At 58.8% G+C, this 25,119-nt stretch carries 25 protein-coding genes; 9 read left to right on the forward strand and 16 right to left on the reverse strand.

Going from position 1 to position 25,119, the window contains the following annotated elements; translation table 11 throughout:
* Positions 1 to 78: 78 nt before the first annotated feature.
* Positions 79 to 2,592 (reverse strand): cyclic nucleotide-binding domain-containing protein, encoded by a 2,514-nt coding sequence (locus RRF56_RS08990; protein WP_317037299.1) that lies wholly within the window; start codon positions 2,590 to 2,592, stop codon positions 79 to 81.
* On the opposite strand from RRF56_RS08990, the gene RRF56_RS08995 reads away from it, so the two are divergent.
* Positions 2,591 to 2,713 carry a hypothetical protein gene (locus RRF56_RS08995; RefSeq protein ID WP_317037300.1) on the forward strand — a complete coding sequence of 41 codons (123 nt, stop codon included), beginning with the start codon at positions 2,591 to 2,593 and terminating at the stop codon, positions 2,711 to 2,713. The two genes, RRF56_RS08990 and RRF56_RS08995, sit on opposite strands and share 2 nt — an antisense overlap.
* A gap of 44 nt (positions 2,714 to 2,757) precedes the next feature.
* Here RRF56_RS08995 and corA read toward each other — a convergent pair whose 3' ends face one another.
* Together corA and RRF56_RS09005 are read right to left on the reverse strand one after the other, a co-directional pair.
* Positions 2,758 to 4,014, reverse strand: coding sequence for a magnesium/cobalt transporter CorA (corA, locus tag RRF56_RS09000; RefSeq protein WP_317037301.1), 1,257 nt, complete (start codon positions 4,012 to 4,014; stop codon positions 2,758 to 2,760).
* Positions 4,015 to 4,539: 525 nt separating this feature from the next.
* Positions 4,540 to 4,788: a helix-turn-helix transcriptional regulator gene (locus RRF56_RS09005; RefSeq protein WP_317037302.1), complete on the reverse strand. Its 249-nt coding sequence runs from the start codon at positions 4,786 to 4,788 to the stop codon at positions 4,540 to 4,542.
* Between the two features lie 113 nt (positions 4,789 to 4,901).
* Between RRF56_RS09005 and RRF56_RS09010 the strand changes: the two genes are divergently transcribed.
* The gene (locus RRF56_RS09010; protein WP_317037303.1) at positions 4,902 to 5,147 is read left to right on the forward strand and encodes a hypothetical protein; all 246 of its coding nucleotides are present in this window, start codon (positions 4,902 to 4,904) and stop codon (positions 5,145 to 5,147) included.
* Positions 5,148 to 5,265: 118 nt separating this feature from the next.
* On the opposite strand, the gene RRF56_RS09015 is transcribed toward RRF56_RS09010, so the two are convergent.
* Complete coding sequence (locus RRF56_RS09015) at positions 5,266 to 5,760, reverse strand: REP-associated tyrosine transposase (protein WP_317037304.1); 495 nt, start codon at positions 5,758 to 5,760, stop codon at positions 5,266 to 5,268.
* A 75-nt stretch (positions 5,761 to 5,835) separates the two neighbouring features.
* Here RRF56_RS09015 and RRF56_RS09020 point away from each other — a divergent pair, with 75 nt between their 5' ends.
* The 3 genes from RRF56_RS09020 to RRF56_RS09030 all read left to right on the forward strand — a co-directional run bounded on the left by RRF56_RS09020 (position 5,836) and on the right by RRF56_RS09030 (position 8,277).
* Positions 5,836 to 6,111, forward strand: coding sequence for a hypothetical protein (locus RRF56_RS09020; RefSeq protein WP_317037305.1), 276 nt, complete (start codon positions 5,836 to 5,838; stop codon positions 6,109 to 6,111).
* Between the two features lie 159 nt (positions 6,112 to 6,270).
* Positions 6,271 to 7,605, forward strand: a complete 1,335-nt coding sequence (locus RRF56_RS09025; protein ID WP_317037306.1) for an MATE family efflux transporter — start codon at positions 6,271 to 6,273, stop codon at positions 7,603 to 7,605.
* A 102-nt stretch (positions 7,606 to 7,707) separates the two neighbouring features.
* On the forward strand, positions 7,708 to 8,277 hold the full coding sequence (locus tag RRF56_RS09030; RefSeq protein ID WP_317037307.1) for a hypothetical protein: 570 nt from the start codon (positions 7,708 to 7,710) through the stop codon (positions 8,275 to 8,277).
* A 99-nt stretch (positions 8,278 to 8,376) separates the two neighbouring features.
* Here the strand turns inward: RRF56_RS09030 and RRF56_RS09035 are convergent, their stop codons facing one another.
* On the reverse strand, positions 8,377 to 10,272 hold the full coding sequence (locus RRF56_RS09035; RefSeq protein ID WP_317037308.1) for an AAA family ATPase: 1,896 nt from the start codon (positions 10,270 to 10,272) through the stop codon (positions 8,377 to 8,379).
* 207 nt (positions 10,273 to 10,479) lie between these two features.
* Entirely contained in the window at positions 10,480 to 11,040 is a 561-nt protein-coding gene (locus RRF56_RS09040) for a type II CAAX prenyl endopeptidase Rce1 family protein (RefSeq protein WP_317037309.1), read from the reverse strand.
* Positions 11,041 to 11,559: 519 nt separating this feature from the next.
* Here RRF56_RS09040 and RRF56_RS09045 point away from each other — a divergent pair.
* On the forward strand, positions 11,560 to 13,338 hold the full coding sequence (locus tag RRF56_RS09045; protein ID WP_317037310.1) for a diguanylate cyclase domain-containing protein: 1,779 nt from the start codon (positions 11,560 to 11,562) through the stop codon (positions 13,336 to 13,338).
* Here RRF56_RS09045 and radC read toward each other — a convergent pair.
* The gene (gene radC / locus RRF56_RS09050; RefSeq protein ID WP_317037311.1) at positions 13,335 to 14,066 is read right to left on the reverse strand and encodes a RadC family protein; all 732 of its coding nucleotides are present in this window, start codon (positions 14,064 to 14,066) and stop codon (positions 13,335 to 13,337) included. The genes RRF56_RS09045 and radC overlap by 4 nt on opposite strands.
* Positions 14,067 to 14,200: 134 nt before the next feature.
* Here radC and RRF56_RS09055 point away from each other — a divergent pair, with 134 nt between their 5' ends.
* Positions 14,201 to 14,644, forward strand: a complete 444-nt coding sequence (locus tag RRF56_RS09055) for a DUF1824 family protein (protein WP_317037312.1) — start codon at positions 14,201 to 14,203, stop codon at positions 14,642 to 14,644.
* Between the two features lie 53 nt (positions 14,645 to 14,697).
* Here the strand turns inward: RRF56_RS09055 and RRF56_RS09060 are convergent, their stop codons facing one another.
* Positions 14,698 to 16,737, reverse strand: coding sequence for an AMIN domain-containing protein (locus tag RRF56_RS09060; protein WP_317037313.1), 2,040 nt, complete (start codon positions 16,735 to 16,737; stop codon positions 14,698 to 14,700).
* 365 nt (positions 16,738 to 17,102) lie between these two features.
* On the opposite strand from RRF56_RS09060, the gene RRF56_RS09065 reads away from it, so the two are divergent.
* Together RRF56_RS09065 and RRF56_RS09070 are read left to right on the forward strand one after the other, a co-directional pair.
* The gene (locus RRF56_RS09065; RefSeq protein ID WP_317037314.1) at positions 17,103 to 17,810 is read left to right on the forward strand and encodes a COP23 domain-containing protein; all 708 of its coding nucleotides are present in this window, start codon (positions 17,103 to 17,105) and stop codon (positions 17,808 to 17,810) included.
* Positions 17,811 to 17,898: 88 nt separating this feature from the next.
* Positions 17,899 to 18,792 (forward strand): alpha/beta hydrolase, encoded by an 894-nt coding sequence (locus RRF56_RS09070; protein ID WP_317037315.1) that lies wholly within the window; start codon positions 17,899 to 17,901, stop codon positions 18,790 to 18,792.
* A 148-nt stretch (positions 18,793 to 18,940) separates the two neighbouring features.
* Here RRF56_RS09070 and RRF56_RS09075 read toward each other — a convergent pair whose 3' ends face one another.
* The 8 genes from RRF56_RS09075 to RRF56_RS09110 form a co-directional block, all read right to left on the reverse strand.
* Positions 18,941 to 20,089 carry a WG repeat-containing protein gene (locus RRF56_RS09075; RefSeq protein WP_317037316.1) on the reverse strand — a complete coding sequence of 383 codons (1,149 nt, stop codon included), beginning with the start codon at positions 20,087 to 20,089 and terminating at the stop codon, positions 18,941 to 18,943.
* A 148-nt stretch (positions 20,090 to 20,237) separates the two neighbouring features.
* Positions 20,238 to 21,410 carry a GNAT family N-acetyltransferase gene (locus tag RRF56_RS09080; protein WP_317037317.1) on the reverse strand — a complete coding sequence of 391 codons (1,173 nt, stop codon included), beginning with the start codon at positions 21,408 to 21,410 and terminating at the stop codon, positions 20,238 to 20,240.
* Between the two features lie 49 nt (positions 21,411 to 21,459).
* Entirely contained in the window at positions 21,460 to 22,179 is a 720-nt protein-coding gene (locus tag RRF56_RS09085) for a RibD family protein (RefSeq protein WP_317037318.1), read from the reverse strand.
* Between the two features lie 24 nt (positions 22,180 to 22,203).
* Entirely contained in the window at positions 22,204 to 22,773 is a 570-nt protein-coding gene (locus RRF56_RS09090; RefSeq protein WP_317037319.1) for a hypothetical protein, read from the reverse strand.
* Between the two features lie 202 nt (positions 22,774 to 22,975).
* Entirely contained in the window at positions 22,976 to 23,428 is a 453-nt protein-coding gene (locus RRF56_RS09095) for a YraN family protein (RefSeq protein WP_317037320.1), read from the reverse strand.
* Between the two features lie 61 nt (positions 23,429 to 23,489).
* Entirely contained in the window at positions 23,490 to 23,981 is a 492-nt protein-coding gene (locus RRF56_RS09100) for a YajQ family cyclic di-GMP-binding protein (RefSeq protein ID WP_317037321.1), read from the reverse strand.
* Positions 23,982 to 24,012: 31 nt separating this feature from the next.
* Positions 24,013 to 24,429, reverse strand: a complete 417-nt coding sequence (locus tag RRF56_RS09105) for an MAPEG family protein (RefSeq protein WP_317037322.1) — start codon at positions 24,427 to 24,429, stop codon at positions 24,013 to 24,015.
* Positions 24,430 to 24,547: 118 nt separating this feature from the next.
* Positions 24,548 to 25,051 (reverse strand): DNA recombination-mediator protein A, encoded by a 504-nt coding sequence (locus tag RRF56_RS09110; protein ID WP_317038350.1) that lies wholly within the window; start codon positions 25,049 to 25,051, stop codon positions 24,548 to 24,550.
* Positions 25,052 to 25,119 lie beyond the last annotated feature (68 nt).

Consider the following 25,119-nt stretch of genomic DNA (forward strand, 5'->3'; position numbering starts at 1 on the left):
ACTGGGGTAAACCTTACACCAAAACTTTACACAATCTGAAAGCTGAAATCGATTGGGGTCAGCCGCCAGCCCCACTTTTTAAAAACCCGGAATTAGCCACCACAAACTCAGCCCCAGCAGCCCAATACAGGCATGCTGAACCCACTGCTGGCGGCTAGACTGGCGACCGATCTTAGCCGTCAACCAGACCGACAGCGCCAGACCCAACAGCAGCGTTACACCTTGGAGAAAGGCTACCACTGCCGGGTGGGCAACCCAAACCGGCAGATTTGCCCCTGAGGCCCCAAAGGTGGCTAAAGAGACCGGCAAAATTCGCCCTCCCTCCCCCAGACCTAGCCGCAGATAGTGGGCCAGGCTAGCCGCCCACACTAGGGGCAGATAACCGTAGGCTAGCCGCACCACCGGGCGCGACGGCAAGCCTTGAGGTTTGCGCCACAGCCACTGCCCACCCTCGGCGATGCCGAACAACAGCGCAGGCAGCGCCAGCACGCCCAGGGAGACTAAGCTGTGCCCCAGCACCGTATTGATGGGCAGATGGATCCCCAGGTGCGCCTCTAGCTCGGGTAGGCGATGCAGGTACACCGCCCCCAACAGCAAAAACATCAGCGCCACCTCGGCGGCGCGGGGTCGGTGGGTTGTCCATAGCTCAATGCCGGGGGGCCGCAGGTTTAGCTCTACCGAGCGGTGGGGGCAGGCTTTAAGACAGGTCATGCACAGCACACAGTCGCGGTTGTCTTCGAGCTGGGCCGGGTGCGAGTAGAGGGGACAGCCGTTGGTCTCCTGGCCTTCCCCTTTGGCGGGGCCGCCCTTGTAGCACTGGTAGGTGGTGCATTCTGCCGAGCAGGTGCCCTGCTGCGCCCGCAGCTCAGTGATCGAGAGCTTGGCAAACATGCCGTTCATGCCGCCGATGGGGCAGAGGTAGCGGCACCAAAACCGCCGCTCAAACAGGGCCGAAAAGATCATCGCCCCAGCGGTAATCAGCAGCAGCAGGCAGGCCGACAGATAAGCCGAGTCTTCCAGGTTCCACACCTCTTCCCACACCAAAATTAAGGTAAATAGGCCAACCAGAAACCAGCCGCCCCAGCGATCGGCGGCCTGGCGGGGCCAGCGTTTGAGCCGACCGGGGAACAGTTTTTCAGAAACCCACTGAGTCACCTCGCCATAGATCATAAAGGGGCAGACCGCGCACCACAGCCGCCCCACAAACGGGAAACTCAGCAACACCAGGGGCCACCACCAGGCCCAAAACACCGTTAATGCCACATTCTGATGGCGTTGCTGGGGGCCAAACCAGAGTAGGGCAATTACCACGGCAAATAGCCCCAGGGTGAGGCCGTAGTTGATGCGATCGGGCCACCAGGGGCTGCGCAAAAACCGCCGCAGGTCGGGGTAGCGGTTGAGCAGGTTGAGCCGCAGCTGTTTCTTTTTGCTCTGGGCAGGCCAAATAATCTCTTCGGTGATGAGCCCGCCCCCCGAGAGCTGGGCTGCGGCCCGCTCTACCAGGTTCTCTAGCTCGCGCAGGTTGTTGGGAAAATCGTAGGATTGCAAGCGGCGAATCGCCTCAGGGGCAACGGTGATTCGCCCGGTTCCCCGGCGGCGACAGATCAGGGATAGGTAGTAGTTGACCCAGTCTTCGATGTCGGCCTTACGCACCCGCAGGGGCGGCACTTTAATCGTTTCGGCCACCGCGCCACCGAGAATAGGGAGGCCCTGCTCCGAGAGCAAAATGATTCGCGCTTCAGCGTTTACCAGGGGCGCGTCGCCGTTGCGGCCCACGGGGCGATACTGCCCGGTTTTGAGCAGTTGGGCTACGGGTTCGACCAGGTCGGCATCGAGTTCGTTGGGGTTGTTGAGCACCAGGGTGCCCTCGCCCAGCGCATTGATCAGGCCCAGCCGCCCCCCAACTCGCCCAAACAGATCGGCCCCGCTGGCCTGGAGCTGGCCGCAGTCTACTTTGATGATGGGCAGCCGCCGCTGGGTCGAGCCAAAGTGAACCAGGGCAGCGAGGTTGTCTTTTTCTAAGCCCGGTTCACCAAAGATCAGCACCGATCGCCGATGGCTGGCCGCTTCGCGAATCTCGGCTCGCAGGCGATCGCCGTAACGACTTCTACCTATTACCCCCCGTTTGGCCTTGGCGACTAGGTAGGGGCGCAGCACCCCCTGGCGCTCTTGCTCACGGTCAAACTGAAACGATAGCCGCTTGACCGCATCGACGAGCTGCCGGGTAAAGGTCTGCAAAATGCCGGGGTATTGCTCGACTAGGGCCTGAAACTGGGTGCGATCGACAAACCACAGGGTGCTGTCGGTGAGGGTGCGAATGGTTTGCTCGACGGGCTGCTCTAGCAGCAGCGCTTCTAGGTTCAGCACGGCACCGGGCAAAAAGCTGACGCCCCCTAGCTCGGCCTCGGTTTCGAGCTTGCCTTGCCAGACAATGTAGAGACCCTGGGGCTCTTGCCCAGCTTCGACCACCGTTTCGCCCTCGGCTAGGGTAATGGCGTTTAGCTGGCGGGCCAGGGGGGCCAGGGTGGTGGCGGGCAGCAGGCTGAGGGGGGTGCGCTCCTGTAAAAAGATCACTCGGTCAGATACAGTCATGGCAGTTCACCCACGCGCGAGACGATGTAGCCCCATGATGATGGTAAATGACCTCTGGGTGCCTCTGGCATTACTCAGCTTAATTATTGCGGCGGCGATCGCCTTTAGCCGCACCAAGTAGGGCACAGACCGCCCGACACCGGGTACGACGATCGCGGCGATCGCCTAGCGCTTGGTCGCCGAAAAATTGTCAAACCAGCCGCGCTTCCAGAACAGATAAATTTGGGCGGTGGCAATGATCGCCATCACGCTCAGACAAACGATGTAGCCCCAGTACCACTCCAGCTCTGGCATGTTGAAGGGCGATGTGTCGGGGGCAAAGTTCATGCCATAGACCCCGGCGATAAAGGTGAGAGGAATAAAAATAGAAGAAATCACCGTCAGCAGCTTCATCACCTCGTTCATGCGGTTGTTGATGGAAGACAAATACACATCCATCAGGCTGGAGGCAATTTCGCGGTAGTTTTCGATGATGTCGACCACCTGCACGATGTGGTCGTAGACATCTTGTAGGTAGACCCGCACCTCCTGACTGATCAACTCATCGCTGTCGCGGATCAGGCTGTTGATCACGCTGCGCTGGGGCCAGATGTAGCGGCGTAGTTTCATCAGCCCCCGGCGCATGCGATGGATTTTTTCGATGGTGTGGCTGGTGGGGTTGTCGACGACCTCTTCTTCGAGTTCTTCAAGGGTTTCGCCAATCACCTCTAGCACCGGAAAGAAGCTATCGACGATGGTGTCGAGCAGGGCGTAGGCGAGGTAGTCGGCCCCCTGGCGACGGATAGAGCCGGTGCCTCGACGAATGCGATCGCGCACCGGATCAAACGAGTCCCACTCGGGCTCTTCTTGAAAGGTGGCGAGAAAATTTTGGCCCAGTACAAAGCTGACCTGCTCGCTGGCAACCCCCGACCCCGTGGGCTGGGGCCGCACCATCTGCATGACGATCAAAATCTTGTCGTCGTAGAAGTCGATTTTGGGTCGGTGGGGCACGTTGACCACGTCTTCGAGCATCAGCGGATGAAACCCCAGGGTTTCACTCATCTGCACTAGCCTAGCCTCGGTGCCCAGCCCCCGGGCATCAATCCAGTTGACGCCTGGGGTTTGGCCAACCGTGCGGCACTCGTCAGGATGGTCGATGGCGACGGCTTGCACCGCCTCGGGGCTATAGCTGATCAAAAACAGCTCCGTAGGCAGGGCATCGGGGGGAATGCGCAGGGTACCGGGCAGGGCACCGGGGGATGAATAGCTAAAGTCCACCAGTTCGTCGTCGCCAGCGTCAGGCCGAGCTGAGTTGCCCCCTGGCGGCACCGCTCTAGATACCCCAAACCCGGCGGGGTCAGCCGCTAGAGAGTCACTCTGAAGCCGGGCGAGCCGAGTACGAGGGGGCTGGCTAAAGCCGGGGTTGTTTTGTCGACGCGACATCGTCTTATCTCCCAAAGTGTGCCTGGCTGAGCCATTACCGTAGCTCAAGCATAAGGGCACAGACATGGCTATGCCTCAGCGAAAAGCATTTATTCCGTATCAGCAAAGGGTTGATTGTATCGAGCAGAAGCTCAGCGGCTTGTAGGTCAGCTTTTGCTTTGGCAAACCAGGCGTCAGGCAGGTTGCTTTTGACGGTTATAGAGCATAATGGTCGCCGATGCGTTCACGAAGTGTCTCAGAATGAGAATTGCAGATCTGCTGAATTGTGGCTTGGGTGAGCATATCAGTGGGCTTTGCTCGGGGTTGTAACGGTTCACCTGCAATCTGCTCTGTGGCTAGGCTTTAGTACAGGCATCTGCGTGAATGATCGCAGCCACGGCAGGGCGGGCACTGATTACTGTGGGAGAAGGGGCGATCGCCCCAATACAACCCGCTGAACTGCTCTGGTTTCAAGAAAGATTGGACTAACTAGAGCAGCTCAAGTTTAATGGTGGGCATTGCCCACCCTACTAACTCCTAACTGGCCTAATCATCACTCTTCAGCACTTCGCCTAAATAGAGTTGCACAAACTCTTCAGCAGCCGCATGACTTAGGGATTTCAGCGCTTTGACGATATCTAGCAACGTCTCCGCTGTCGGGTCTCGCATTTCGTGAACCCACCGATAGACGTTAGTACGCTCTACGCCCAATGTCTTGGCAAGACTGTACTGGCTAACGTCGTACTTCTCTAAAACGTGCTTGAGCACCTGACCCGCTTTACCCATAAGCCCCATGGTGTCAGAGCTTCATAGCTTCGTAAACACATGCCTAATAGTTGACGAATACCTAATGGATAACTATAGTTGTTTGTATTCCTAATGGTTCACGCATTTAAGAAGTACTCGTCATGCCACAAGCATTTATTCCCTCAACCCTGGCAAACCCCGCCTTACAAGTCACCATCGAGCCTGCCGCCGAGCCGGGGCGGGAGGTCATTCGCATCTTGGTCATCGGCAGCGCCCACGGCGTCGATCGCATCGTCCACGAACTCTACCGCCTCGGCTTTGCCGAAGTGCGCGAGTGGAGCAAACCCCAGCCCACCGGGCGCATCAACGAAATCATGCGCGTCCTCACCCGCTACATCCTGGCGTAGGGTGCATTCGCGCAGCAATGCACCATCTTCACTCGCGCAGCAATGCACCATCTTCATTCGCGCAGCAATGCACCATCTTCATTCGCGCAGCAATGCACCACCGAGAGCATCTCCCTCGTCATTCATTCTGCTCCCACAAATACCGATGCACAGTCGAAAACACCCAATCCGTCGGGCATTCCACTAATCCATGCCTCACCGGGTTGTAATGAACATACTCACAATGGCTCACAAAATCCCGCTCGTCTCGAATGCAATGCTCCCAATATCGCCGCTGCCATAGATTTCCCTCCCGCCGCCGCTCACCCGATACGGTCTTCTCCGACGGCAGTGCCAATTCTTGGCCACAAGCCTTCGTCACCATCAGCTTGATTAGCCGCCACCGTTTGGCATAATCGCAGTCCCCCTCTGGCAACGTCCAAATGCAGTGGAAGTGATCAGGTAAAAGTACAAAGGCATCAATCGCGAAGGGGTGCTTTCGCCGTACCGCAATAATGGCCTGGCGTAGGGATTGTCTACCTAAATCGGTGCAAAGCCAGGGGTACCGTTGATAGGTCACGTGGGTGAAGAAATAGCTGCCGCCGGGTCGGTAAAGGCGTCGGTAATTGGGCATGGAACCGAGAGGATGCACTTTCTTTAAAGTGCCCGGTTTTGGGATAGTGCTTACGAGGGAGAGATTCTTGGTGCATTGCTGCGCGAAGCTTACGAGGGGGAGATTCTTGGTGCATTGCTGCGCGAAGCTTACGAGGGAGAGATTCTTGGTGCATTGCTGCGCGAAGCTTACGAGGGAGAGATTCTTGGTGCATTGCTGCGCGAAGCTTGCGAGGGAGAGATTCTTGGTGCATTGCTGCGCGAATGCACCCTACGGTTAGCTGAATTTGCTGCTGATCCGGGGCGGGAGGTGATTCGCATTTTAGGTGCATTGCTGCGCCCACGGCTGCGATGGTCGAAGACCGGCCCTTAGAGGCCAACGCATCGTCCACGAACTCTACCGCCTCGGCTTTGCCGAAGTCCTCGAGGGGCGCAAACCCCAGCCCACCGGGCGCATCAACGAAATCATGCGCGTCCTCACCCGCTACGTCTTAGTTGACCTGTAACGTGGGTAAAAAAGCGCTGCTTACCCATGGCCAAAAATCCAGCCAGCCCCCAGATCGCCCCTACCCCAGCCTTTCTGCCCAGCTTTCTCAAGCTGGCAGCGGCCAACATCATCTCTAACCTGATGGTGCCCCTGGCAGCGCTGGTTGATACGGCCTTTCTCGGCCACCTCGACGACATTCGCCACCTGGGCGGGGTCGCCCTAGCCACCGTGATTTTTAATGTCGTCTACTGGAGCTTTGGCTTTTTGCGCATGGGCACCACCGGCACCACCGCCCAGGCGCGGGGGCGGGGCGATCGCGACGAACTCTGGCTAATTTTGCTGCGCAATGGCGCGATCGCCCTTACCTTTGGCCTGCTAATTTTGCTGCTACAAATCCCCATTCGCGAACTGGGCTTTGGGCTGCTCAGCGGCGAACCGGCGGTGAGGGCAGCGGGCATAGAGTTCTACAACGCCCGCATTTGGGATGCCCCAGCGGTGCTGCTCAACCTGGTGCTGATGGGCTGGTTTTTGGGCCGCGAAAAAGGTCGCCGGGTAATTGCCCTGTCGATGGTGGGCAACGGCAGCAATGTTGTGTTCAACTACATTTTCATCAACCAGATGGGGTTGGCCAGCGCCGGGGCCGGGTGGGGCACCGCCCTGAGCCAATACCTGACGCTGGCGGTGGGGCTGGGTCTGCTAGCCCGCGAAGGCGGTTTTCAAAACCTCTGGGCGGTGCTGCCCCAGGGCTGGAACCTCCAGGCGATCAGGGGGTTGTTTTTGCTGAACCGCGACATTTTGGTGCGCACTTTCGCCCTGGTGCTGAGCTTTGCCCTGTTTACCAACTTTAGCTCGGCCCTGGGCACCCAAACCCTGGCGGCCAATACCCTGCTGCTGCAAGTGGTAACGCTGTCGGCCTACTTTATCGACGGCATCGCCTTTGCCACCGAAAGCTTTGCGGGGCGCTACTACGGCAGTGGCGACAAAACCCACCTGCGCCGTCTGCTCACCCTTGGCGGCGGCAGCAGCATGGCTCTAGGGCTGTCGTTTGCCCTGGCTTTCGTGCTGTTCCCCGCGCCGCTGTTTGGTCTGCTGACCATTCACCAAGAGGTAATTGCGGTGGTGCAAACCTACGTGGGCTGGCTGGTACCGGTGCTGGGGTTGGGTGCGATCGCCTACATGCTTGACGGCTACTTTTTGGGCATTACCGCTGGCAAAGTTCTCCGCAATGCCACGGTGTTAGCTGCCGGGGTTGGTTTCTTGCCCCTGGCGCTGCTGGCCCAGTCTCTCGGCAGTGCTCACCTGCTGTGGCTGGCCCTGGTGGGGTTAATGGTAGCCCGTGCCCTCACCCTACTCTGGGCAGTGCCAAAATCTTTGGCCTGACGCCTGCATTCATACCGCTTCCCTACAATAGTTAGCTATAACTAATAGCCACAGCGAATCCTGCCCAGGATAATAGAGCTGCTTGATTGAGTTGAGATTTTTATGGCGCTAAAAGAAGAGCTGTTTAACGAAATTTATGCGATCGATGAGGCAAATAATGCCTACATGATCGAAGCCGCCCTCGACAGCTACACCGACATTTTTAGCGAGTGGGACCCAGCCCCCTTTAAGCGGCGAGAACTCGATCCAGACTTGCAGCTCTACCTAGAAAACAGCGCCGATGAAATTCCTCAAAAATACTCGATTGAGGTGTGTTTTACGCTGCCCCCCGGCAGCCGTGACGAAGTTATGGAGCAGGAGGTCAGAGCTGGGCTCAGAAACAGCGTAGATTTCAAACTCTACCTGCTCAAACGAGAAATTCGGCTGATCAACACCCGCACCGCCCGCTACGTGATTGCAGGTTTGGGCACGCTACTGGTAGCCCGACTGGCAGAACCACTCGATATTAATGTACTCACCTCTGTGCTTACCGAGGGGCTGTTCATTGGTGGCTGGGTGTTTTTGTGGGAAGCGGTTTCGCTGTTCTTTTTCTCAAACCGAGACTTGTACAACCGCTATCGCACCCATAAGCGGTTGCGCGATGCTGAGGTCATCTTTAGCGAGTCTGTTTAGAAGGCGTTTAGAAAGTCCTGCTTCTTGTAGCGAAGGTAAAGATCCCCCCTGCCCCCCTTAAAAAGGGGGGGCTTGGATGCTGTATCTGTTGGCGTACTCTTAGCCCCGGTTGGCCACCGAGGTACGCTGGCTGAGAATAGCCTGGTGGGCCTGCTGCCAGTGGTGGGTGGCAATGCGTAGCTGGCTGGGGTCAGACTGGCCCTGGGCACGGTATTCGCGCACGGCCTCTAGGGCAGCCTGGTTGCTGAGCAGGGCCAGGTCGGCCCCGTTCCAGCCGTCGGTGAGGCTGGCCCAGTGGTTGAGATCTACGGTTTCGAGGGGGCGATCGCTGTTGTGCACTTGCAAAATCGCCAGTCTTCCCGCTACATCGGGCAAACCGATCTCGAGCTGAAGGTCAATGCGACCAGCGCGCAGAATGGCGGGGTCGAGGGCGCTGGGGCGGTTGGTCGCGCCGATCAGCAGCACATTGGTGCAGCCCTGAAGGCCATCGAGTTCAGTGAGTAGCTGGCCGACGACGCGATCGCTCACCCCAGAGTCACCCTGGTACTGGCCTCGGGCAGGCACTAGGGTGTCAATCTCATCGATAAACACCACGCAGGGAGCGGCCTGGCGAGCCTTGGCAAACAGTTCGCGCACGGCTTGCTCGGCGGCCCCCACCCAGCGGCTCAGCAGTTCTGGCCCATTGACGGCGATGAAGTTGGCCCGAGCCTGGGCGGCAACCGCCTTGGCCAGGAGGGTTTTGCCGGTGCCGGGAGGCCCCCACAGCAGCAGCCCGCGCGGCGCTTTGGCTCCGGTCTGGGCGTAGAGGTCGGGGTAGAGCAGTGCCCCTTCGACCGATTCTTGCAGGGTTTGCTTGACGCTCTCCAGGCCGCCGATGTCATCCCAGGCGATCGCGGGCGACTCGACCTCCACCGATCGCAGCACCGAGGGCTTGATTGCTTTAATCGCCTGCAAAAAGTCGTCGTGTACCAGGGTCATGGTGTCGGGTACGGGACCGCTCAGATCGGGCACCTGGCGGCGCAGGGCAAAGTAGGCGGCTTTTTGGCACAGGGCCTTGAGGTCGGCCCCCACCATGCCCACTGACAGATCGGCGATCGCCTCCAACCCAACCCCCTCCAGCGGCATCTCGCGGGTTTGAATCTGGAGAATTTCGAGCCGACCGGCGCGATCGGGCACCCGAAACTGCACCTCGCGATCGAAGCGACCGGGGCGGCGCAGGGCCGGGTCAATGTGGTCGGGGCGGTTGGTGGCGGCCAGCACAATCACGCCCTTGGTTTGGGCAAAACCGTCCATCAGGCCCAGCAGGGTGGCCACCAAGCGCTTTTCGACTTCGCCCTCGACCTTGCTGCGATCGGGGGCGAGGCTGTCGATTTCGTCAATAAATACCAGGCAGGGGGCGGCTTTTTTGGCCTTCTCAAAAATCGCCCGCAGCCGCTGCTCGGCCTCGCCATAGTATTTGCCCATCACCTCGGGGCCAACGATCGCAATGTAGTTGACGCCCAGGTCTTCAGCCAGCGATCGCGCCGTCAGGGTTTTGCCGGTGCCGGGAGGGCCGACCAGCAGCACGCCACGGGTGGGTTCTAGGCCCAGCTTAGCCAGCACATCGGGCCGCTTCAGCGGAATCTCGACCAGCTCGCGCAGTTCTTGCAGGGTGGCGGAGAGACCGCCGACGTCCTGCATGGTGGGGTGGTGGGGTGGTGGGGAAGAGGGGGAGGATGGGGAAGAGGGGGAGGATGGGGAAGAGGGGGAGGATGGGGAAGAGGATGGGGGTGGGGTGATGATGACTTCTTCAACGGCGGGGTCGTTTTCGATATCGGGGGCGTTGCGGTTTGTGCGGCTAACGCCGATATCGGGGATATTGCCCTGGCGGGGAATACTGCTGAAGCCACGAGCGTTAATCTGCACGTTGGTTTTTAGCTCACCGCTTTCGGCCTTTTCTTCGAGGGTTTTGGCCAGTTCGAGCAGTTGCTCAAAGCCTTTAAAAAAGTCGTTCATGGCAGATTCTGGGCAAACAGCAGAGGGATGGGCGCTTCAAGGGTGCCCTAGTTTCAGGGTTCACTACCGACCGGCCAAACTACAGGCCTCAACCACAGCCGTCATAAAAATTGAAGAACATTCCCTTAAATTTAGCCAGACTGTAGCGATCGCGATAACGCCTCAGCCTGTGACCCTTAAACCTTTCGCCAGTCTCAAGCTGCCGGTCTAGAGCCGCAGAGACGTATAGCCACCCAGAAACAATAACCAGACGACCACTACTAACCAGTGCATGGCGGTCACGACCCATAGCGATCCCGATCGCCAATACATAAACGTGCAAATCAGCCCCAGCAGCGCCGCCGACAGCAAAAACACCGGGTTAGTAAAGGTAGCAAAGGCCATCGGGTAGAGGGTCATGGCGTTGAGCGGGTGCATCACCACAAACAGCCCCAGCATCGGCAGGCCCAGTCGCCAGCGCTTGCGATCGCTCATTCTTTCCGTGGGGTGAGGCAGCAGCAGCACCCGCCAAAACCCTTCTTCTAGCAGGGCAGGCACCAACAACACCCGCGCCGCTAGCCGCAGCCCATCAGCCCAGCTGAGGCTGGCCACCGTTGGCGAGAGAAACTGACTCTGCAACCCCACCGGCACCGTCACTAGACCCAGAGCCAGGGTGAGCCCTACGGCCAACAGCCAATCTTGCGGTTGGGGCCAGGTGGTAGCCGCCTGCTGTAGACGGTGCAGGGTCAACTTGAGGGCAATGTAGGCGCGAAGGCGAAAATATTGCAAAACTAAAGCACGATAGCAGCAAGAACCTGAATAGACCGCAGGGGCAAAAACAAGCCGAGGGAGTACATCTCTAACCTGCGAGGCCAGGAAAAGCCTGTGCAGCAGCATATTGCCGTTCCATAGGCCCTACTCATGCCGCCCTACCCCTACTTATTTCATAGTAAACAGCTCACCTAGAACCTGGCTGTCATGAACTATGCCAATTGCAAAACCTTGATTCAGCTTGGGGCCTTATTGAGTGCAATCTAGCCGCCAGTGCCGCTGCGTCAGCCTCGCCAATGCAACGGGGTAATCAAACAAAATTTAGTATTAAAGGTCCGATATTAGAAACTAAAGTCAATTACACTTACCTCTAATAGCAATCGGGGCATGATAACCCTAGAGTAAGTGTTGCCCTCTCTGACCGGCTCTGACTCAGTCTATTAAAGAGACATACTTCCCATTGTGATGCCTTCTTCCGCTAAGCCAGAGCCGTCGTTTCAGTTGGCCCCTTCTGTGGAAGGAGGTCAGGGAATAACTATGGTTAAACCGGCCATATCCCTAGACCAATCTGGCCCTTGGAAAAAGCTATTTGACACCGCCCTCGATGCCATGCTGATCGTTAACGATCAGGGCTATTACGTGGCAGCGAACCCAGCCGCCTGTGCCCTGCTAGAGCTACCTCAACAGGCCCTCATCGGGCGGCGAGCAGCCGATTTTTCACTCTCCCAGGCTGATTTTGCAGCGGTATGGCAGCAGATTTTGGCGATGGGAGAGGGGCGCAGTGAGCAGCAACTCCGCCTCGACAGCGGGGTGATCAAAGCGGTGGAATTTTCGGCCACGGCTCACATTTATCCCAACCATCACCTGTCAGTTTTACGAGATATCACCGATCGCAAGCAGGCTAAGGCTGAGCGCGATGCCCTAGCGCGACAGCTCCAGCAGTGGGTGATCAACAGCGCAGAAAAATTGCAGCTCACCGAGGCAGAACTGCGATCGCAGCAGCAGCGCACAGACAGCATTCTCAACTCCCTCGAGTGCGTCGTGTGGTCAGTTGACCCCACCACCCTCGCCACCATCTACGTCAACGCCGCCGCCGAGGCCCTCTACGGCTATTCGCCCGAGGCGTTTGTGGCCGATGCCAACCTGTGGTTTAGCTGTGTGCACCCCGAAGATATGCCGCTGCTGATCGCCGATATTAACGTTTTACCCCAGGTGGGCAAAACCGATCGAGAATACCGGATTCTTCGAGCTGATGGAGAAATGCGCTGGGTGCGAGGGCAGGCTCGGCTAGTGTACGATGCAGCGGGCCAACCCCTCCGCATTGACGGTACCACGCTAGACATTAGCGAGCTCAAACGGGTGGAGTTAGTCCTCAAAGACAGCCAAACCACCCAGCAAGCGATTCTAGAGGCCATTCCTGACCTACTGATGCGCGTCAATGGCGACGGTCAAATTCTCGATTTGATCTCAGGGGGCGAAATTATCCTCTACGGCCCCATTGCGGCCCACGATCGGCAGTCTGTTTATGTCAGTTTTCCGGAGCCCCTAGCCGATCAGCGCATGCATTACATTCGGCTGGCCCTCGATACTGGCAAGCGCCAGCGCTACGAGCACGCCATCGAACTCAACGGCGAACTGCACTACGAAGAATCGCGGGTAGTACCTCTCACCGACACTGAAGTATTAGTGATCGTGCGCGACATTACCGAGCGCAAAAAGGCCGAGCTCACCCAGGGTGAACTCACCCAAAAGCTTCAGCTTGTTAACGCCGAACTCAATCGACTCGCCACTATCGATGGCCTGACCCAGATGGCCAACCGCCGCAGTTTTGACCAGGCTCTCGACCTGGAGTGGCAGCGAGCTCGCCGCCAGCGCAAGACCCTGGCCCTGATTCTCTGCGACATTGACTACTTCAAACCCTACAACGATAACTATGGCCACCTGGCCGGTGACGATTGCCTACGCCAAGTGGCCGAAGCGCTCAATACTGCCGTCCGTCGCCCCGGCGATCTGGCCGCCCGCTACGGCGGTGAAGAGTTTGTGCTGCTGCTGCCCGATACCGACTTGGAGGGAGCGTTACAAGTGGTAGAGCAGATTCAAACCACCATGGCCGACCGGAGCCTAGAGCATGAGTTTTCTGAGATTAGCTCGGTGTTAACCCTGAGCTTTGGATTGGTGTGCCATTGCCCATCGGTTAAAGAGCACTCCCCCCGAGAACTGATTCATCGGGCTGATCTAGCCCTGTACCAGGCCAAGGCCAAGGGACGCAACTGCTACGTGGTCAGTGCTCACCCCCCAGAAGCAACCTGGCCTTAAGCTCCCTGGGGCGTTTCCTGCCAGAGCTGAGTGGTCTGGCGCAGGCTGCGAAAGTCACCATTACCGATAATCAGATGGTCGAGCACGGGCACCGCTAACACTTGCGCTCCCTGCAGCAGCTGCCGAGTCAGAGAGAGGTCATCGGAAGAGGGCTCTAGATTGCCGGAAGGATGGTTGTGGGCGACAATGCAGCGCACCGCACCGTGACGAATCACGGTTTTAAAGATTTCTCGCGGATGGGCCAGGGTTTCGGTGGCGGTGCCGATGGTAATCACCTGAGTACCCATCAGCCGGTGGCGCACATCGAGTAGCACCACAGCAAAACGCTCCTGGGCCTGCCACATCAGCTCATGGCTGAGGGCAGCGGCGGCGATCGCCGGATCATCAACCACGGTCTTCTCCGGCGGAACTGCCTGGAGCACCCGTTTGCCTAGCTCAATAGCGGCGAGTATAGTGGTAGCTTTGGCCGGGCCAACCCCCGAAATTTGCTCAAGGTCGTGGGCCGACACGTCACGCAGGCAGGTCAGGGGATCCCGTTGGTTTTGCCCCATCTCCTGTAAAATGAGCTGGCCTAGACCGACTGCCGATAGCTTGCCTGATCCCTGGCCAGTGCCCAGCAAAATAGCCAGCAGCTCTGCGGTCGATAGGCTTTTGGCCCCGTAAGATAGCAGCCGTTCTCGAGGGCGATCGCCGGGCGGCAGATCCAACATGCGGACGTGGTAGGTCATACTGGCACCTCTGATAGCTGGGCCAGAGGCCCACTGCTAGTAAGCCCAAAGGTTTCCTTTAAAAAACCACTCGTTTCAAAACCACCGCCTAAACCTTCCCAACGTTGACCAATACCGTTTTATGACACTGTTTTATGCCATCGTCACTCCCTAACGCCGCTGCCATTGCGGCCACCCGCCAGCGGCTCAGCCAGTTTAGCTGCCTGACTACCCCACCCACCCTCACCACCGCCGAAGCCACCCAGGTACGAGACGACCTGCGCTACTTTAACGAGTGGTCTGACTACCAAACCCTGGGCATCTGCGCTAGCAGCTTGGCCGAAGGACAGCGATCGCTGGAGTTGTTCTTAGCGGCCCTAGGAATTGCGGTTAGCCTCGACCTGCCCGATCGCGACGGGGCGATTTATCTCAAGTTCAACACCCTCAAGGGAGCTTGGTATCTCGACGATTACAGCGGCCCATCGCGGGGCGTGCTGATTACATTCCACACCTCCGAGCCAGAAACCGCTGAGTTGGCGGGCACCTACGGGCCGTTTCCTTTTGATCTGTTTGCTGACCCGTCAGCCCTGGCGACCTAACACCCAATTCTGCTTGGTTACTGCCGGTTCAAAGGGGCGCAGGCCCTGCGCCCCTACCACCCGGTCCCCCACTCGCGGCTATACTCCGGTGCCGCAGCAATGGGAATAGCGCGGGGAATGTCTTGAATCACCTGCACCTGGATAATCTGATTGGGCTCAATCACCAGGGTTTGGGGCGCAGTGCCCACCATCGTTGTGGCTCCCACCAAGGCTCCACCTACCAAGCCGATGCCGCTAAATCCCGTCACCAGCAATAGGGCCAAGGCGCCCAGGCCAGCCCCAGCGGCAAGGCGAGGAGGGCTGACATCGGGGCGGCCAATCAGATAGTCAGAGGTGGTAGAAAAGGCCACCTGCTGCCCAGCCGGGGCGATCAGCATTTTGCTCACCCACTGTTGACCGTGGGGGGTTGACTCAAACTGGCCGATGAGTTGACTTCCCGCCGGGGCGACAATGCCGTTGGTGATCGGGTCGCGAATGTCTTGGGCCAGCAGCAGCACCTGGTTTTGGCTAGAGCTGGTATTTAAATCTAGGGGTTCGCTACCCACGTAGCGCAGGTCTAAAACCGTACCCGCTGCCACTAGGGTATCGGGAGAGAGGGGGCGCTCAGCTGGGGCCGGGCTGACGGCATTGGGGAAGGCCGCCTGGCGATCGCTAGGTAGCGGAGTGCCAAAGAGAATCGTCTCGCCTGCTGCGGCCACCGACACCGAGGTATCGGGCGGCATTACGGTACCCTGGGCCGTGGTATTGGGAATAGTCGGCACAACCAGCAGGTTAGGGTCGCTGCCGGTTAGCTCCACCGGCACCGTGGCGACGGGTGGGGGTTCTTGGTTGATAGCGTTGGCCTGAGCGGCAATCGCGGTCTCAGGCGCGGTCAGGATTGGCGGGTCGACGGCAATCACGGGCGCTGGGTCACTGGTCTGAGGGGTCGCCAGGGACGGCGGCTCAGCGGCGATCGCCGGTTGGTCTGGGGCCGATGGCTCAAGGGTCGGCAGTTCTGGCGGAGCGATCGCAATCGGGGCAGCCTCATTGCGATCGCCGTCACCCGTGGCCTCGGCAGGGGTCACCGCAATGGGGACACCACTGGTTTCGCGATCGATGGTAGCAACGGCCTCGGGTTCAGAGGAGCTGGCCGCTGGCGCAGCAGGCGTAACGGGGGCGGCAGACGGCTGGGCCGCCACCGCAGGGGTCGCTAGCGGCGGCGGCTCTAGGGTGAGCACCGAGCCAGTGCTAGCGGGGGGCAATACTGGGGGGAGGGGAGCAATGTCGCCTAGCTGAGATCCATTCGCTCCAGCCGGGGGCTCGACCGTTGGAGCGGTGCCCTGAGGTGCGATCGCGACGGGGCCTACTGCCGCATCGAGTTCAGCCAGGCTGGGCACCGTAACCTGCTCGCCCGATCGCCCCAGGTTAAAGGGGTCTACCGGCAAGGTCTCGGGCAGATTGGTCAAGTTAGCGATGTCGCTGGGCAGCATCAGGTTGGCAGCCGACGTACTCAGTCGCCCGGTACCCGCCGCCGGAAAGCCCAAACGCGGATCGTTGCCGGGAATGACCGGCAGTTCCACAATCATCTGGGCACCACTGGGCTGAGCACCACTGGGAACCGACAGAGAGGGGAGCCCTGGGGCGACTAGAGCCGTCAGCACCCAGCGGGTTTGGTCGCCGGCTGCGATCGGCGAAGATTGGTCTGCGGGGGCCAACGCTACCAGGCTGGCTCCATCGTTGGCCAACACCGCATTGGCAGCGAGGTCGAGCACCACCACAGTAGCGCCATTTTCTTGGCTTAAGCGCACCTGGCTAACAGCCCCGTCATAGCTTTGCTGAGTCGCCACCGCCCCCAGCTGAGTCTGGGGGATAGTCAGGACAATGCGGCCAGGCTCGTGCTCCACGGTGTAGTGAGGAGTAACACCGTTGGGCAGAGTCAGGGTCAACTGCTGGGTGACCGGGTCAAACTGCCAGGCAGCTAGGGTCTCAGCCTGGGCAGCGGGGCACATCACCAACAGGGTCGAAGCCATCAATCCGGCCCCCGCCCAGCCCCCCAGGCGATTGCCCAGGGTTGTGCCGACAGCTTGCGCCGTGTGGTGAGTGGAATAGTCCATGGGTGTGTTCTCCCTCTGGTGCGGGGTGAGTAGGGCGTTCGCAGGGCTAGCTCTTGCCAACAACGCTAGATGCGGCGTGATAGCTAGGGATACCTAGCCTAAATACAGCGTGAACCCAGAGCCTAACTAAGAATACGCACAAACTTCAAAATTGCAAGGGGAAAATCGAGTTTTGTGGACAAGGTAACGGAATATCACGGGAACAAACCGAGGGGTACGGAACAAAGGAAGATGCGATCGCGTCGCGAGTACATAAGCATGCTCACTGGGGTCAAGCGACGTTGCGTACTGGTTTATGCCACCGCCGAGCAGGGCACCCTGAGCCAAGCACAGTCATACCCGTTCGACTCCGGAGGCAGCACACCATGGCCCGTTCTACGACCCAGACTCGCGCTACGTTATTGGTGAGTGGATTGGCCACCGCCCTCTGCTTAGCGCCCTTAGCAGGGCCAGCAGCCCTGGCCCAAACACCAGCCGGTACTCCTGAGAATGCTCCGGCTGAAGCCGACACCACTACCCGCTTCACCTGCCAGGTGCATAACGGCCAGTACACCGTAATGTACGCCCCCAGCACCCAGCCAGGGCAAGTCTACCCCTGGGCTGTGCCCCAGGATATGGGCAGCGCCTGGCCCGCCGATCGCCGCTGTGCCGAAATTAGTGCCCGCCTAGAGCGCTACCGTCCCGACGGTTTACTGGCCCTCGAAACCTCCGTTGAGAACGGCTACAACACTGTCTGTGTCACCACTGAGGCCACCCCCGGCTGCCGCATCGTATTCACGGTTCCCCCCGGCCAAGACGCGACGGTCACCCGCGATCTCGTCTTTGATAACCTGGCGGTTGCCGACCGAGGCGACCAAACCCAGGGAGTCACCACCTTTACCGGCGGCAACAGCGATGTGCTGGGGCAAATTGGCAACATTCTGGGCCTGCCCAGTGCTGCTCGGTCAGCTAGTTCTAGAAACCAAAGCATTAACCTCAGACCCTTTCTCGACGCTGCCGATGGCGGTACTGGGGCTCGTCTCAACGGGGGCAGCCCAGCAGGGCGACCCCTCAACCCCGATTCCTTCCGCTAAACGTGAGGCTAGGGATTATGCTGCTCGGCACTAGTGGGCAAGGGGTGGCCTTTCGTGGTACTCAGAAGGCAGTAACGGCGTGGCTCCCATGTTTATTCCCCCCGGTTTTGTTCAGCGATCGCAAGTGTTCAGCCAGGGCACCGTGGCCTACGTCGAGGCCGACCCTAGCTTTTGGCCAACTCCCCCAGCCAAAGCAATGCCCTTGGTGTTTATTCACGGGTTTGGGGGGGGCTCGTCGAGCTATGAGTGGTCTAAGGTGTACCCGGCCTTTGCCGCCGACTACCCCATTCTGGCTCCCGATCTGATCGGCTGGGGCCAGTCCGACCATCCCGATCGCCCCCTCACCACCGCCGACTACGAGGCCCTTCTTGCTGAAATAATTCAGCGGCTCTGCCCTGAGCCCCCTGTGGTCGTGGCCTCTTCCCTCAGTGCCGCCATGCTGGTACGGGTGGCGATCGCTCATCCTGACCTAGTCCGAGGGCTGGTCCTAGTGGCTCCGGCGGGGTTGGCTGACTTTGGCCAAGACCCCAGCAGTTCTTTCCTCAACCAAATCGTTAAACTACCGCTGGTAGACCAGCTGCTATATCGCGGTGCGATCGCCACCGCCGAGGGCATTAAGCTATTTTTGAGCCAGCGTCAGTTTGCTGACCCCAGCAAAGTTGCCGATGAAATCGTTGCCGCCTACCTGGCATCAGCCCAGCAGCCCCAGGCCGATGTCGCGGCCCTGGCCTTTGTGCGCGGAGATCTGAGCTTTGACCTAGCGCTGGCTCTGCCGCAGCTCATCGTGCCCACCGTCATGCTCTGGGGCGAAGCCTCCCAGCTGACGCCCATTGCCACGGGGCGGCGTCTGGCCGCCCTAAACCCTGAGGCTATACGCCGCTTTGAAGCCTTGCCAGGCGTGGGCTTGACGCCTCAGCTAGAGGTACCCGGAGTCACCATTGGGCTAATCCAACAGAGCCTATTGCAGCAGTTGAGTGAGTGACACCAAATCCGCATTGCATAACCCCGATACCCAAACGGTCACCCTGTAGGGGCCACAGCATGCGCCCTGCCGAATCGGGGATAACCATGCAGGAGATGGGGCGCGCCTTGGGGCGTCCTTCCATAGACGCCCCAAGGCGATGCCTGCTCTAATCAAGGCCTTTAAAGCTGTCGCCGTTGAGCAGACGGCCCTCAGCATCAATAAAGCCCCAGCGGTTGTCAATCTGCACTCGAGCCAACCCTTCTGAAAACCGCCCGGCGTTGGCATATTGAGGGTCGATTACCAAGGTGCCTTCGGGGTCGATGTAGCCGTAGCGCCCGTCTTTTTGCACCACAGCCAGCCCCTCTGAGAAGTCGGCGGCGTAGTCAAATTGGGGCGCAATCGTGAGCTGGCCGCTGGGGTCAATGTAGCCCCATTTTCCCTCCACCAGCACGGCGGCTAGCCCCTCCGAAAAATCTGAGGCAAAGGCCAGGGTCGCGTCGATCACCATTGCCCCCTGGGGGTTGATAAAGCCAAACTCACGGCCCTGGCGCACTCGGGCCAGCCCATCTGAAAAGCTAAAGGCTCCGTCGTAGCGAGGCTCAATCGCGATCGCCCCCTCGGGGTCAATGTACCCATAGCGACCATCGACCCGAGCCACGGCCCGAGATTCGGCGAAGCTCCAGGCATCTTGAAACTCTAGCGGCACGACCCGGCGACCGTCGCTGTCAATATAGCCATAGGTATTGCCTAGCTTCACCAGGGCGAGACCATCGACAAAGCGTTCGGCCAAATCAAATTCGGGCTCAATCACCCATTCTCCCTGAAGGTCAACGTAGCCGTACTTGGTGCCGCCCTGCACCGCCGCCAGCCCTTCAGAAAATGACTTAGCCTGGCGAAACTGCACGGGGATGCCCCAGTTGCCCTGGCGGTCTAGAAAGCCAAAATAGTCACCGACTTGGGCCACCGCTAGACCCTGGACATAGTCGGCGGCGACGGTGACGTTGTTGTCAGCGATGCGAACACTGAGCTTGCCGTTGCGATCGATATAGGCCAACTGCGACTTGAGCCGCACCAGAGCGACCCCTTCAGCGAAGTCTGAAACGCTGTCGAAGAGTAACGGGCTGGTCATGGCACTGGCAAGGGCAACAGAGTGAGGGTTTATGAACTGTAGCATTGCCGTGGCCTGGCGCGGTTGGCGATCGCTTACACCGGGCTGAATTGGCCCACAGGCCGTCAGGGCCGCTAGGCCGAGGCCTAACCCCGTCAAGATTCCTAGGCTCGATATGCGTCTGTGCTTGGTGTGCGATCGCCCCATGGCTCTTTCTTGCCCCAGTAGTAAACTAGCCTAACTCCACGGCCTAGTTGGCTATCTCTCCTAGGATCACCATGGCCGATTTAGCCGGGGTTATGGCGATATTGCGACAAAAATCCACCCTGAGGGGGAGCTAGCTTTAGCCTAGAGGCTAGGGCAGCTTCAACGGTAGATCGGCATTGATAGTGTCAATTTCTTGCTGCTCTAGCTCGTTGACCTCAGCGATATAGCGGGTCAGCAACGTTTGCAGCCGGGGTGCATAGAAGCGGTGCAAGCTGTAGTTGCCTAGGGCCGGAAACCCCCGCCGCTTTTTGTGGCGGCCCCCCGCGCCAGGATCAAACAGGGTAATGTTGTGGGCGATCGCCCACTCGATCGGCGCGTAGTAGCAGGCATTGAAGTGCAGGTTGTTCATATCCACCGTCGAGCCCCAGTAGCGCCCATAGAGGCGATCGCCCTTGGTTAGACAAAACGACATGCCCACGGGGTCGGCATCATCGTCACCGTAGGCGGCAAAAAACACCATGCGGTGGCGATAGTCGTGGTGCAGCAGCTGAAAAAATTTGCGGGTTAAATACTTGCTGCCCCACCAGCCAAACTTGTCGCAGGTGTCGGCGTAAAAATCGTACATCTGGCTGCACAGCGCTTTGCTAATGGCATCGCCGGTCACCGCCTCCAGGCGCAGGCCAGCTGTTTCCATCGATTTGCGCTCGCGCTTGATGTTGCGCCGCTGGTTGGCGTTAAAGATGCCCAGGTAGTCGTCAAAGCTTTGAAAATTGTGGTTTTGCCACACATAGCCGTGGTGCAGCCACTCAGAAAAACCCATCTGAACCATAGTGGTCCGCCACTGGGGGTCAACGTAGAGAAAGTGGCAGCCCGAGATGGTGTTGCGATCGCAGAAAGCGTCAATGGCATCGACCATCGCCTGGGTAACGGCCCGCTCGTCCTCTCCCGGTGGAATCAGGAATTTGTAGCCCTCCGCCGGGGTAAACGGAGCCATGCCCAACAGCTTGGGATAATACTGCACCCCTAGGCGCTCGGCCAGATCGGCCCACTGATGGTCAAACACAAACTCGCCGTAGCTGTGGCCCTTGAGATACATCGGGGCCGCCCCCACCAGGGTCTTGCCGCGCCAGATCGTCAGATGGCAGGGCAGCCAGCCCGCATTGGCCCCCACACTGCCCGATCGCTCCATATTGTGTAGCCAACTCCACTCCAAAAAGGGAGTTGCTAGGGGCAAAGCCATCTCGTCCCACACGGCCTCAGGCACTTCCTCTATGTGGCGAATCCAGGTGGCAGTTAGAGGCGGCACAGACGGATAGCCCATGGGTGATTAGCAGTAGGGGACGATTGGTTATTCTCCAGGGTAAAGGAATTTACCGCCCCTGGCAGGGTGGGGGCAGCACCCCGTAGTGCAAAAACACCTCGCCACCTACGGTCTGGCTCGACAGTAGCTGCAAGCGAGGGGCCACGGCGGTTAAAAAACCGGCCCCCTCTACCGGGGTTGGGGCGGTCGCCCCCCCCAACAGCAGCGGACAAACCGTGATAAATATTTCATGAATGCAGTGGCAGCGCAGCAGTTCCGCCACTAGCCCACCGCCGCCCAGCAGAGCCAAACGCCCCATCCCGGCTGCTCTAAATTGGGCTAAGATCCAAGGCCAATCCCAAGGCTGGGTTTTGGCCTCAGGGATCGTCCAAATCCGCTGAAATTGTTCTGGGTTCCAATCTGTGGCCCCCGCCGCCGTAGTGAGCAATCCCCGTGGCACCGGCTGACGAAAATATCGCCAGCTGGGGTCGAGGTGTCCCGAGGGTGACCAGACAATTTGCCAGGGCTGATCTGCCTGCCCTCGCTGCCGCCGCTCGGCTAGCAAGTCTGGCTGCCGCACGCTCAGGGTCGTGCCGTAGGCTCGCAGGGTGCCTGCCCCAAATAACACTCCATCCGCCGCCGCGACCTGCGCCTCCAGGTGGGCCAGGTCTGCCGCTGACGAAAACCGGGCTGCACCACGCTGGACATCGGCAATCTTGCCGTCCAGACTCATGGCCAGCACCAGGGTAACGTGGGGAAGCGGTGAATCGGGAATAGGGGCGATCGCCAAGGGTCAAAGCTGGGGAGCGTACCTCTAGTGTACCGAGGCTTCCATAACCGCAGGCTGGCCTTCACCCAAATCCCAGCTGCTGTGGCATTTCCAGCTTTGATTGGTCAACTGCTGGTAAAAGCGCAGCTCCCATAGGGTGGGAGTTTTCCAGTCAATGGCGGCTTTCGCCTGGGTGACTATAGCCTTATTATCTTTACGGTTAGGGCCGTAGGCCAGGGGCAGACCGAGTTCATCCTGAATACGGAGGGGCATTTTGCGGGTGGGTGATTTGACCGTACAGGCAAAATTCACCATCACCTGCTTCAGCCAGGGAGACGTAATCGCCAGGCCGCTCCAGTCGGGTTTAGTCACCAGGCCCTCCAGAGTTACCACCGGAGTAGGACGCGATTTGAGGCCTCGGTTGTAGGCGCGATCGAGGCTGCGGGTATAGACCGGAGCTGCACCAGACTGCTCTTCAAAGCCTTCGATCAACAGGCAACAGGCGTCTGGGCCTTGCTGAAGCGGGGCTGCGGTCTCTCGGTGCTCGGCTAAAAACCGCTGAATCTGCTCGGCTAGGCTTCCAGTCGGGCAAACATAAATAGCAAATTTTGTCATAGGGCATTCCCAGAGAAACAGCAGGCTGGGAAGTACGGTAGGGAGCCTGCTCTAGCCCACCGGCTCGATGCAGACGCTAGGGATAGAGGCAGGACAACGACTATACCTCTACATAGCAGCTTAGGCTATGAATGGCCGAATGCCGTTAATGGGGCGTTATTATTTACTTAAGAATTTCCGGTTGTGCTCAACCCTACGGTCTTCAACGACTGGGCACATCAAAGGCATTTTCGATATAGTCTTGCAGAGTTAAATAGCGAATATCATCCACAGACAGGTGTTTAGCGGGGTTGGCAGTTGGTTTTTGGCCGTTACGACAGGCCACCAGAGCGACATCAAAGCGGCAGGTGGCCTCGGCCCACTGGGGATGTTTCAGCAGATACAGCTGGGCGGTTTTCCACAGTTTGGCCTGCTTGCTGCGGGTAATGGCCATCAGGCCATAGGCATCCCAGTTGCCATGGCTGCGGGTTTTGACCTCCACAAAGGCAAGCTGCCCCCGACAGTCGGCAGGGCCTTTGGCCATCACTAGATCGAGTTCGCCCCAGCGACAGTGCCACTGGCGATCGCACTGTCGCCAGCCCTGGGACACCAGCCAGTTGGCCACCAGGGATTCCCCCAGGGTGCCTAGTTCGGTTTTGCTGAGTTCGGCGGTCATAGACAGATGCCTTGGGGAATGACTCCCTTCAGCGTGCCCAAAAGCCTCTGCTCGATAAAAGTTACCGATAGTTGGTAAACTGCACCGCGACCGGCCACTCTTCTTGCTTCACTAGCTGCATGGCCTGCTGCAAATCATCTTTAGATTTGCCAGTCACTCGCACCGAGTCGCCCTGAATAGAAGCAGTCACCTTCTTCAAATTGTCGCGGATGAGTTTGGTGATCTGCTTGCCCATCTCCTGCTCAATTCCCTTTTTCAGTGTCACCGTCTGGCGCACGCGCGTGCCGCTAGCGGCCTCTACATCGCCGTAGTCGAAGATCTTGAGGGACAGATTGCGCTTGGCCGCCTTCTGGTGCAGCAGATCTTTCACTGCGTCCAGGGTCATATCGCTGGCGGTTTCGATGGTGATCGTGCTGTCCGCCAAGTCAATGGTGGTTTTAGTGTCCTTGAGGTCGTAGCGGCTAATCACATCTCGCCGGGTTTGATCCAGGGCATTGACCAGTTCTTGACGGTCAAAATCGCTAACAATGTCAAAGGAAGAGCTAGAAGCCATGGGTACCGTTGGGTGTCTGCGCACCAACAGACTACATCAAGGCCGACCGACAGCTCAAGACATAGAGAGTAAAGGTACTTAGGTTGGCAACGGCAAACATCAGCGATCGCCCAATCGGCACGTTCAAAATGTAAGCCACTGGGTACAGGGTGCGAGCGATCAAGTAGGCGATCGCAGCCCCCATCGCCAGCCCTGACTGCTGCTGAGTGACGTAGGCCATCAGCGCCGCAGGCGCGTACAAAATCATCGACTCAAAAGCATTTTCGTGGGCCCAGGTGGCCCGCTGAGCGTAGGGCGGCAGCTTGGCTAGCATTGCCCGAGGGGCAGCCTGGTCGTAGCCCACCTGAAAGCGACCGTAGCCCACCGCCAAGAATGGCACATACACCAGTAACGCCGCCAGCCCAATGCTGACCAGTAAAAACCCCGGCATGGTGAGCACAGATGCCATCGATCGCTATCCTCGCTAATTTCTTATGTTGTGGGGATTCGGGAAGACGTTAGAACGTTGGTAAGTTAGAGCGTTCCAACCCTGCCAACGTTCCAACCTGCTAACCTTCCCCCGATCGCTAATCGAAGTAAAACAGCGTCACAATCTTGCGCTGGTCTTCGGCATCCTGGCAGGTTTTTAGCAGCGTGTGGCTGTCGTGAAAGGCAAAGCAAACCAGCTGTTGGCAGCGAGAAATGATTTCCTGGTTGCACACAGAACTCGCCTCCGCCAAAGACAGGGTGTCGTTGGCAGGATTTTCTACCAGGTGCATGACCTGCTCAAGCTGATCGCGCGACTCGCGCGGCTGACGCGCCAGGCTCTGGGGCAAGATCACCGTCAGCAGGTTGGGGTCGGCCTGCATCGCCCCCTTGATGGCGGCAGAGTTGGTACCTGTCGCCCCTGAGGTAATGATGCGGTTGCCCCCTAGGGCCAGAGCATAGGTCATTAGCTCTATGAGTTGCTGGTGGGTAATCGGCACATGGCGCGACCCCAAAATTGCCACCCGCTTAGAACCCGACTGTTGAATGGCCGCGAGTTCCTGCAAAAACGTGTCGACTTTAGCGGATTCGAGCGACGCTTCCATGGACTGACTCAAAGGCTGCACCGAATGCGAGAATAACGCGCTTCATTGTATCAGAAGGTGAGGGTAAG

Origin of the sequence: Nodosilinea sp. E11, from assembly GCF_032813545.1 — a bacterium.
Lineage (GTDB): Bacteria > Cyanobacteriota > Cyanobacteriia > Phormidesmidales > Phormidesmidaceae > Nodosilinea.

Coding starts and splice junctions, on each gene's coding strand:
- RRF56_RS08995 (WP_317037300.1), top strand. CDS start 2,591: ATGGCAGTTCACCCACGCGCGAGACGATGTAGCCCCATGATGATGGTA.
- RRF56_RS08990 (WP_317037299.1), bottom strand. CDS start 2,592: ATGACTGTATCTGACCGAGTGATCTTTTTACAGGAGCGCACCCCCCTC.
- corA (WP_317037301.1), bottom strand. CDS start 4,014: ATGTCGCGTCGACAAAACAACCCCGGCTTTAGCCAGCCCCCTCGTACT.
- RRF56_RS09005 (WP_317037302.1), bottom strand. CDS start 4,788: ATGGGGCTTATGGGTAAAGCGGGTCAGGTGCTCAAGCACGTTTTAGAG.
- RRF56_RS09010 (WP_317037303.1), top strand. CDS start 4,902: ATGCCACAAGCATTTATTCCCTCAACCCTGGCAAACCCCGCCTTACAA.
- RRF56_RS09015 (WP_317037304.1), bottom strand. CDS start 5,760: ATGCCCAATTACCGACGCCTTTACCGACCCGGCGGCAGCTATTTCTTC.
- RRF56_RS09025 (WP_317037306.1), top strand. CDS start 6,271: ATGGCCAAAAATCCAGCCAGCCCCCAGATCGCCCCTACCCCAGCCTTT.
- RRF56_RS09030 (WP_317037307.1), top strand. CDS start 7,708: ATGGCGCTAAAAGAAGAGCTGTTTAACGAAATTTATGCGATCGATGAG.
- RRF56_RS09035 (WP_317037308.1), bottom strand. CDS start 10,272: ATGAACGACTTTTTTAAAGGCTTTGAGCAACTGCTCGAACTGGCCAAA.
- RRF56_RS09045 (WP_317037310.1), top strand. CDS start 11,560: ATGGTTAAACCGGCCATATCCCTAGACCAATCTGGCCCTTGGAAAAAG.
- radC (WP_317037311.1), bottom strand. CDS start 14,066: ATGACCTACCACGTCCGCATGTTGGATCTGCCGCCCGGCGATCGCCCT.
- RRF56_RS09055 (WP_317037312.1), top strand. CDS start 14,201: ATGCCATCGTCACTCCCTAACGCCGCTGCCATTGCGGCCACCCGCCAG.
- RRF56_RS09060 (WP_317037313.1), bottom strand. CDS start 16,737: ATGGACTATTCCACTCACCACACGGCGCAAGCTGTCGGCACAACCCTG.
- RRF56_RS09065 (WP_317037314.1), top strand. CDS start 17,103: ATGGCCCGTTCTACGACCCAGACTCGCGCTACGTTATTGGTGAGTGGA.
- RRF56_RS09070 (WP_317037315.1), top strand. CDS start 17,899: ATGTTTATTCCCCCCGGTTTTGTTCAGCGATCGCAAGTGTTCAGCCAG.
- RRF56_RS09075 (WP_317037316.1), bottom strand. CDS start 20,089: ATGGGGCGATCGCACACCAAGCACAGACGCATATCGAGCCTAGGAATC.
- RRF56_RS09080 (WP_317037317.1), bottom strand. CDS start 21,410: ATGGGCTATCCGTCTGTGCCGCCTCTAACTGCCACCTGGATTCGCCAC.
- RRF56_RS09090 (WP_317037319.1), bottom strand. CDS start 22,773: ATGACAAAATTTGCTATTTATGTTTGCCCGACTGGAAGCCTAGCCGAG.
- RRF56_RS09095 (WP_317037320.1), bottom strand. CDS start 23,428: ATGACCGCCGAACTCAGCAAAACCGAACTAGGCACCCTGGGGGAATCC.
- RRF56_RS09100 (WP_317037321.1), bottom strand. CDS start 23,981: ATGGCTTCTAGCTCTTCCTTTGACATTGTTAGCGATTTTGACCGTCAA.
- RRF56_RS09105 (WP_317037322.1), bottom strand. CDS start 24,429: ATGGCATCTGTGCTCACCATGCCGGGGTTTTTACTGGTCAGCATTGGG.
- RRF56_RS09110 (WP_317038350.1), bottom strand. CDS start 25,051: ATGGAAGCGTCGCTCGAATCCGCTAAAGTCGACACGTTTTTGCAGGAA.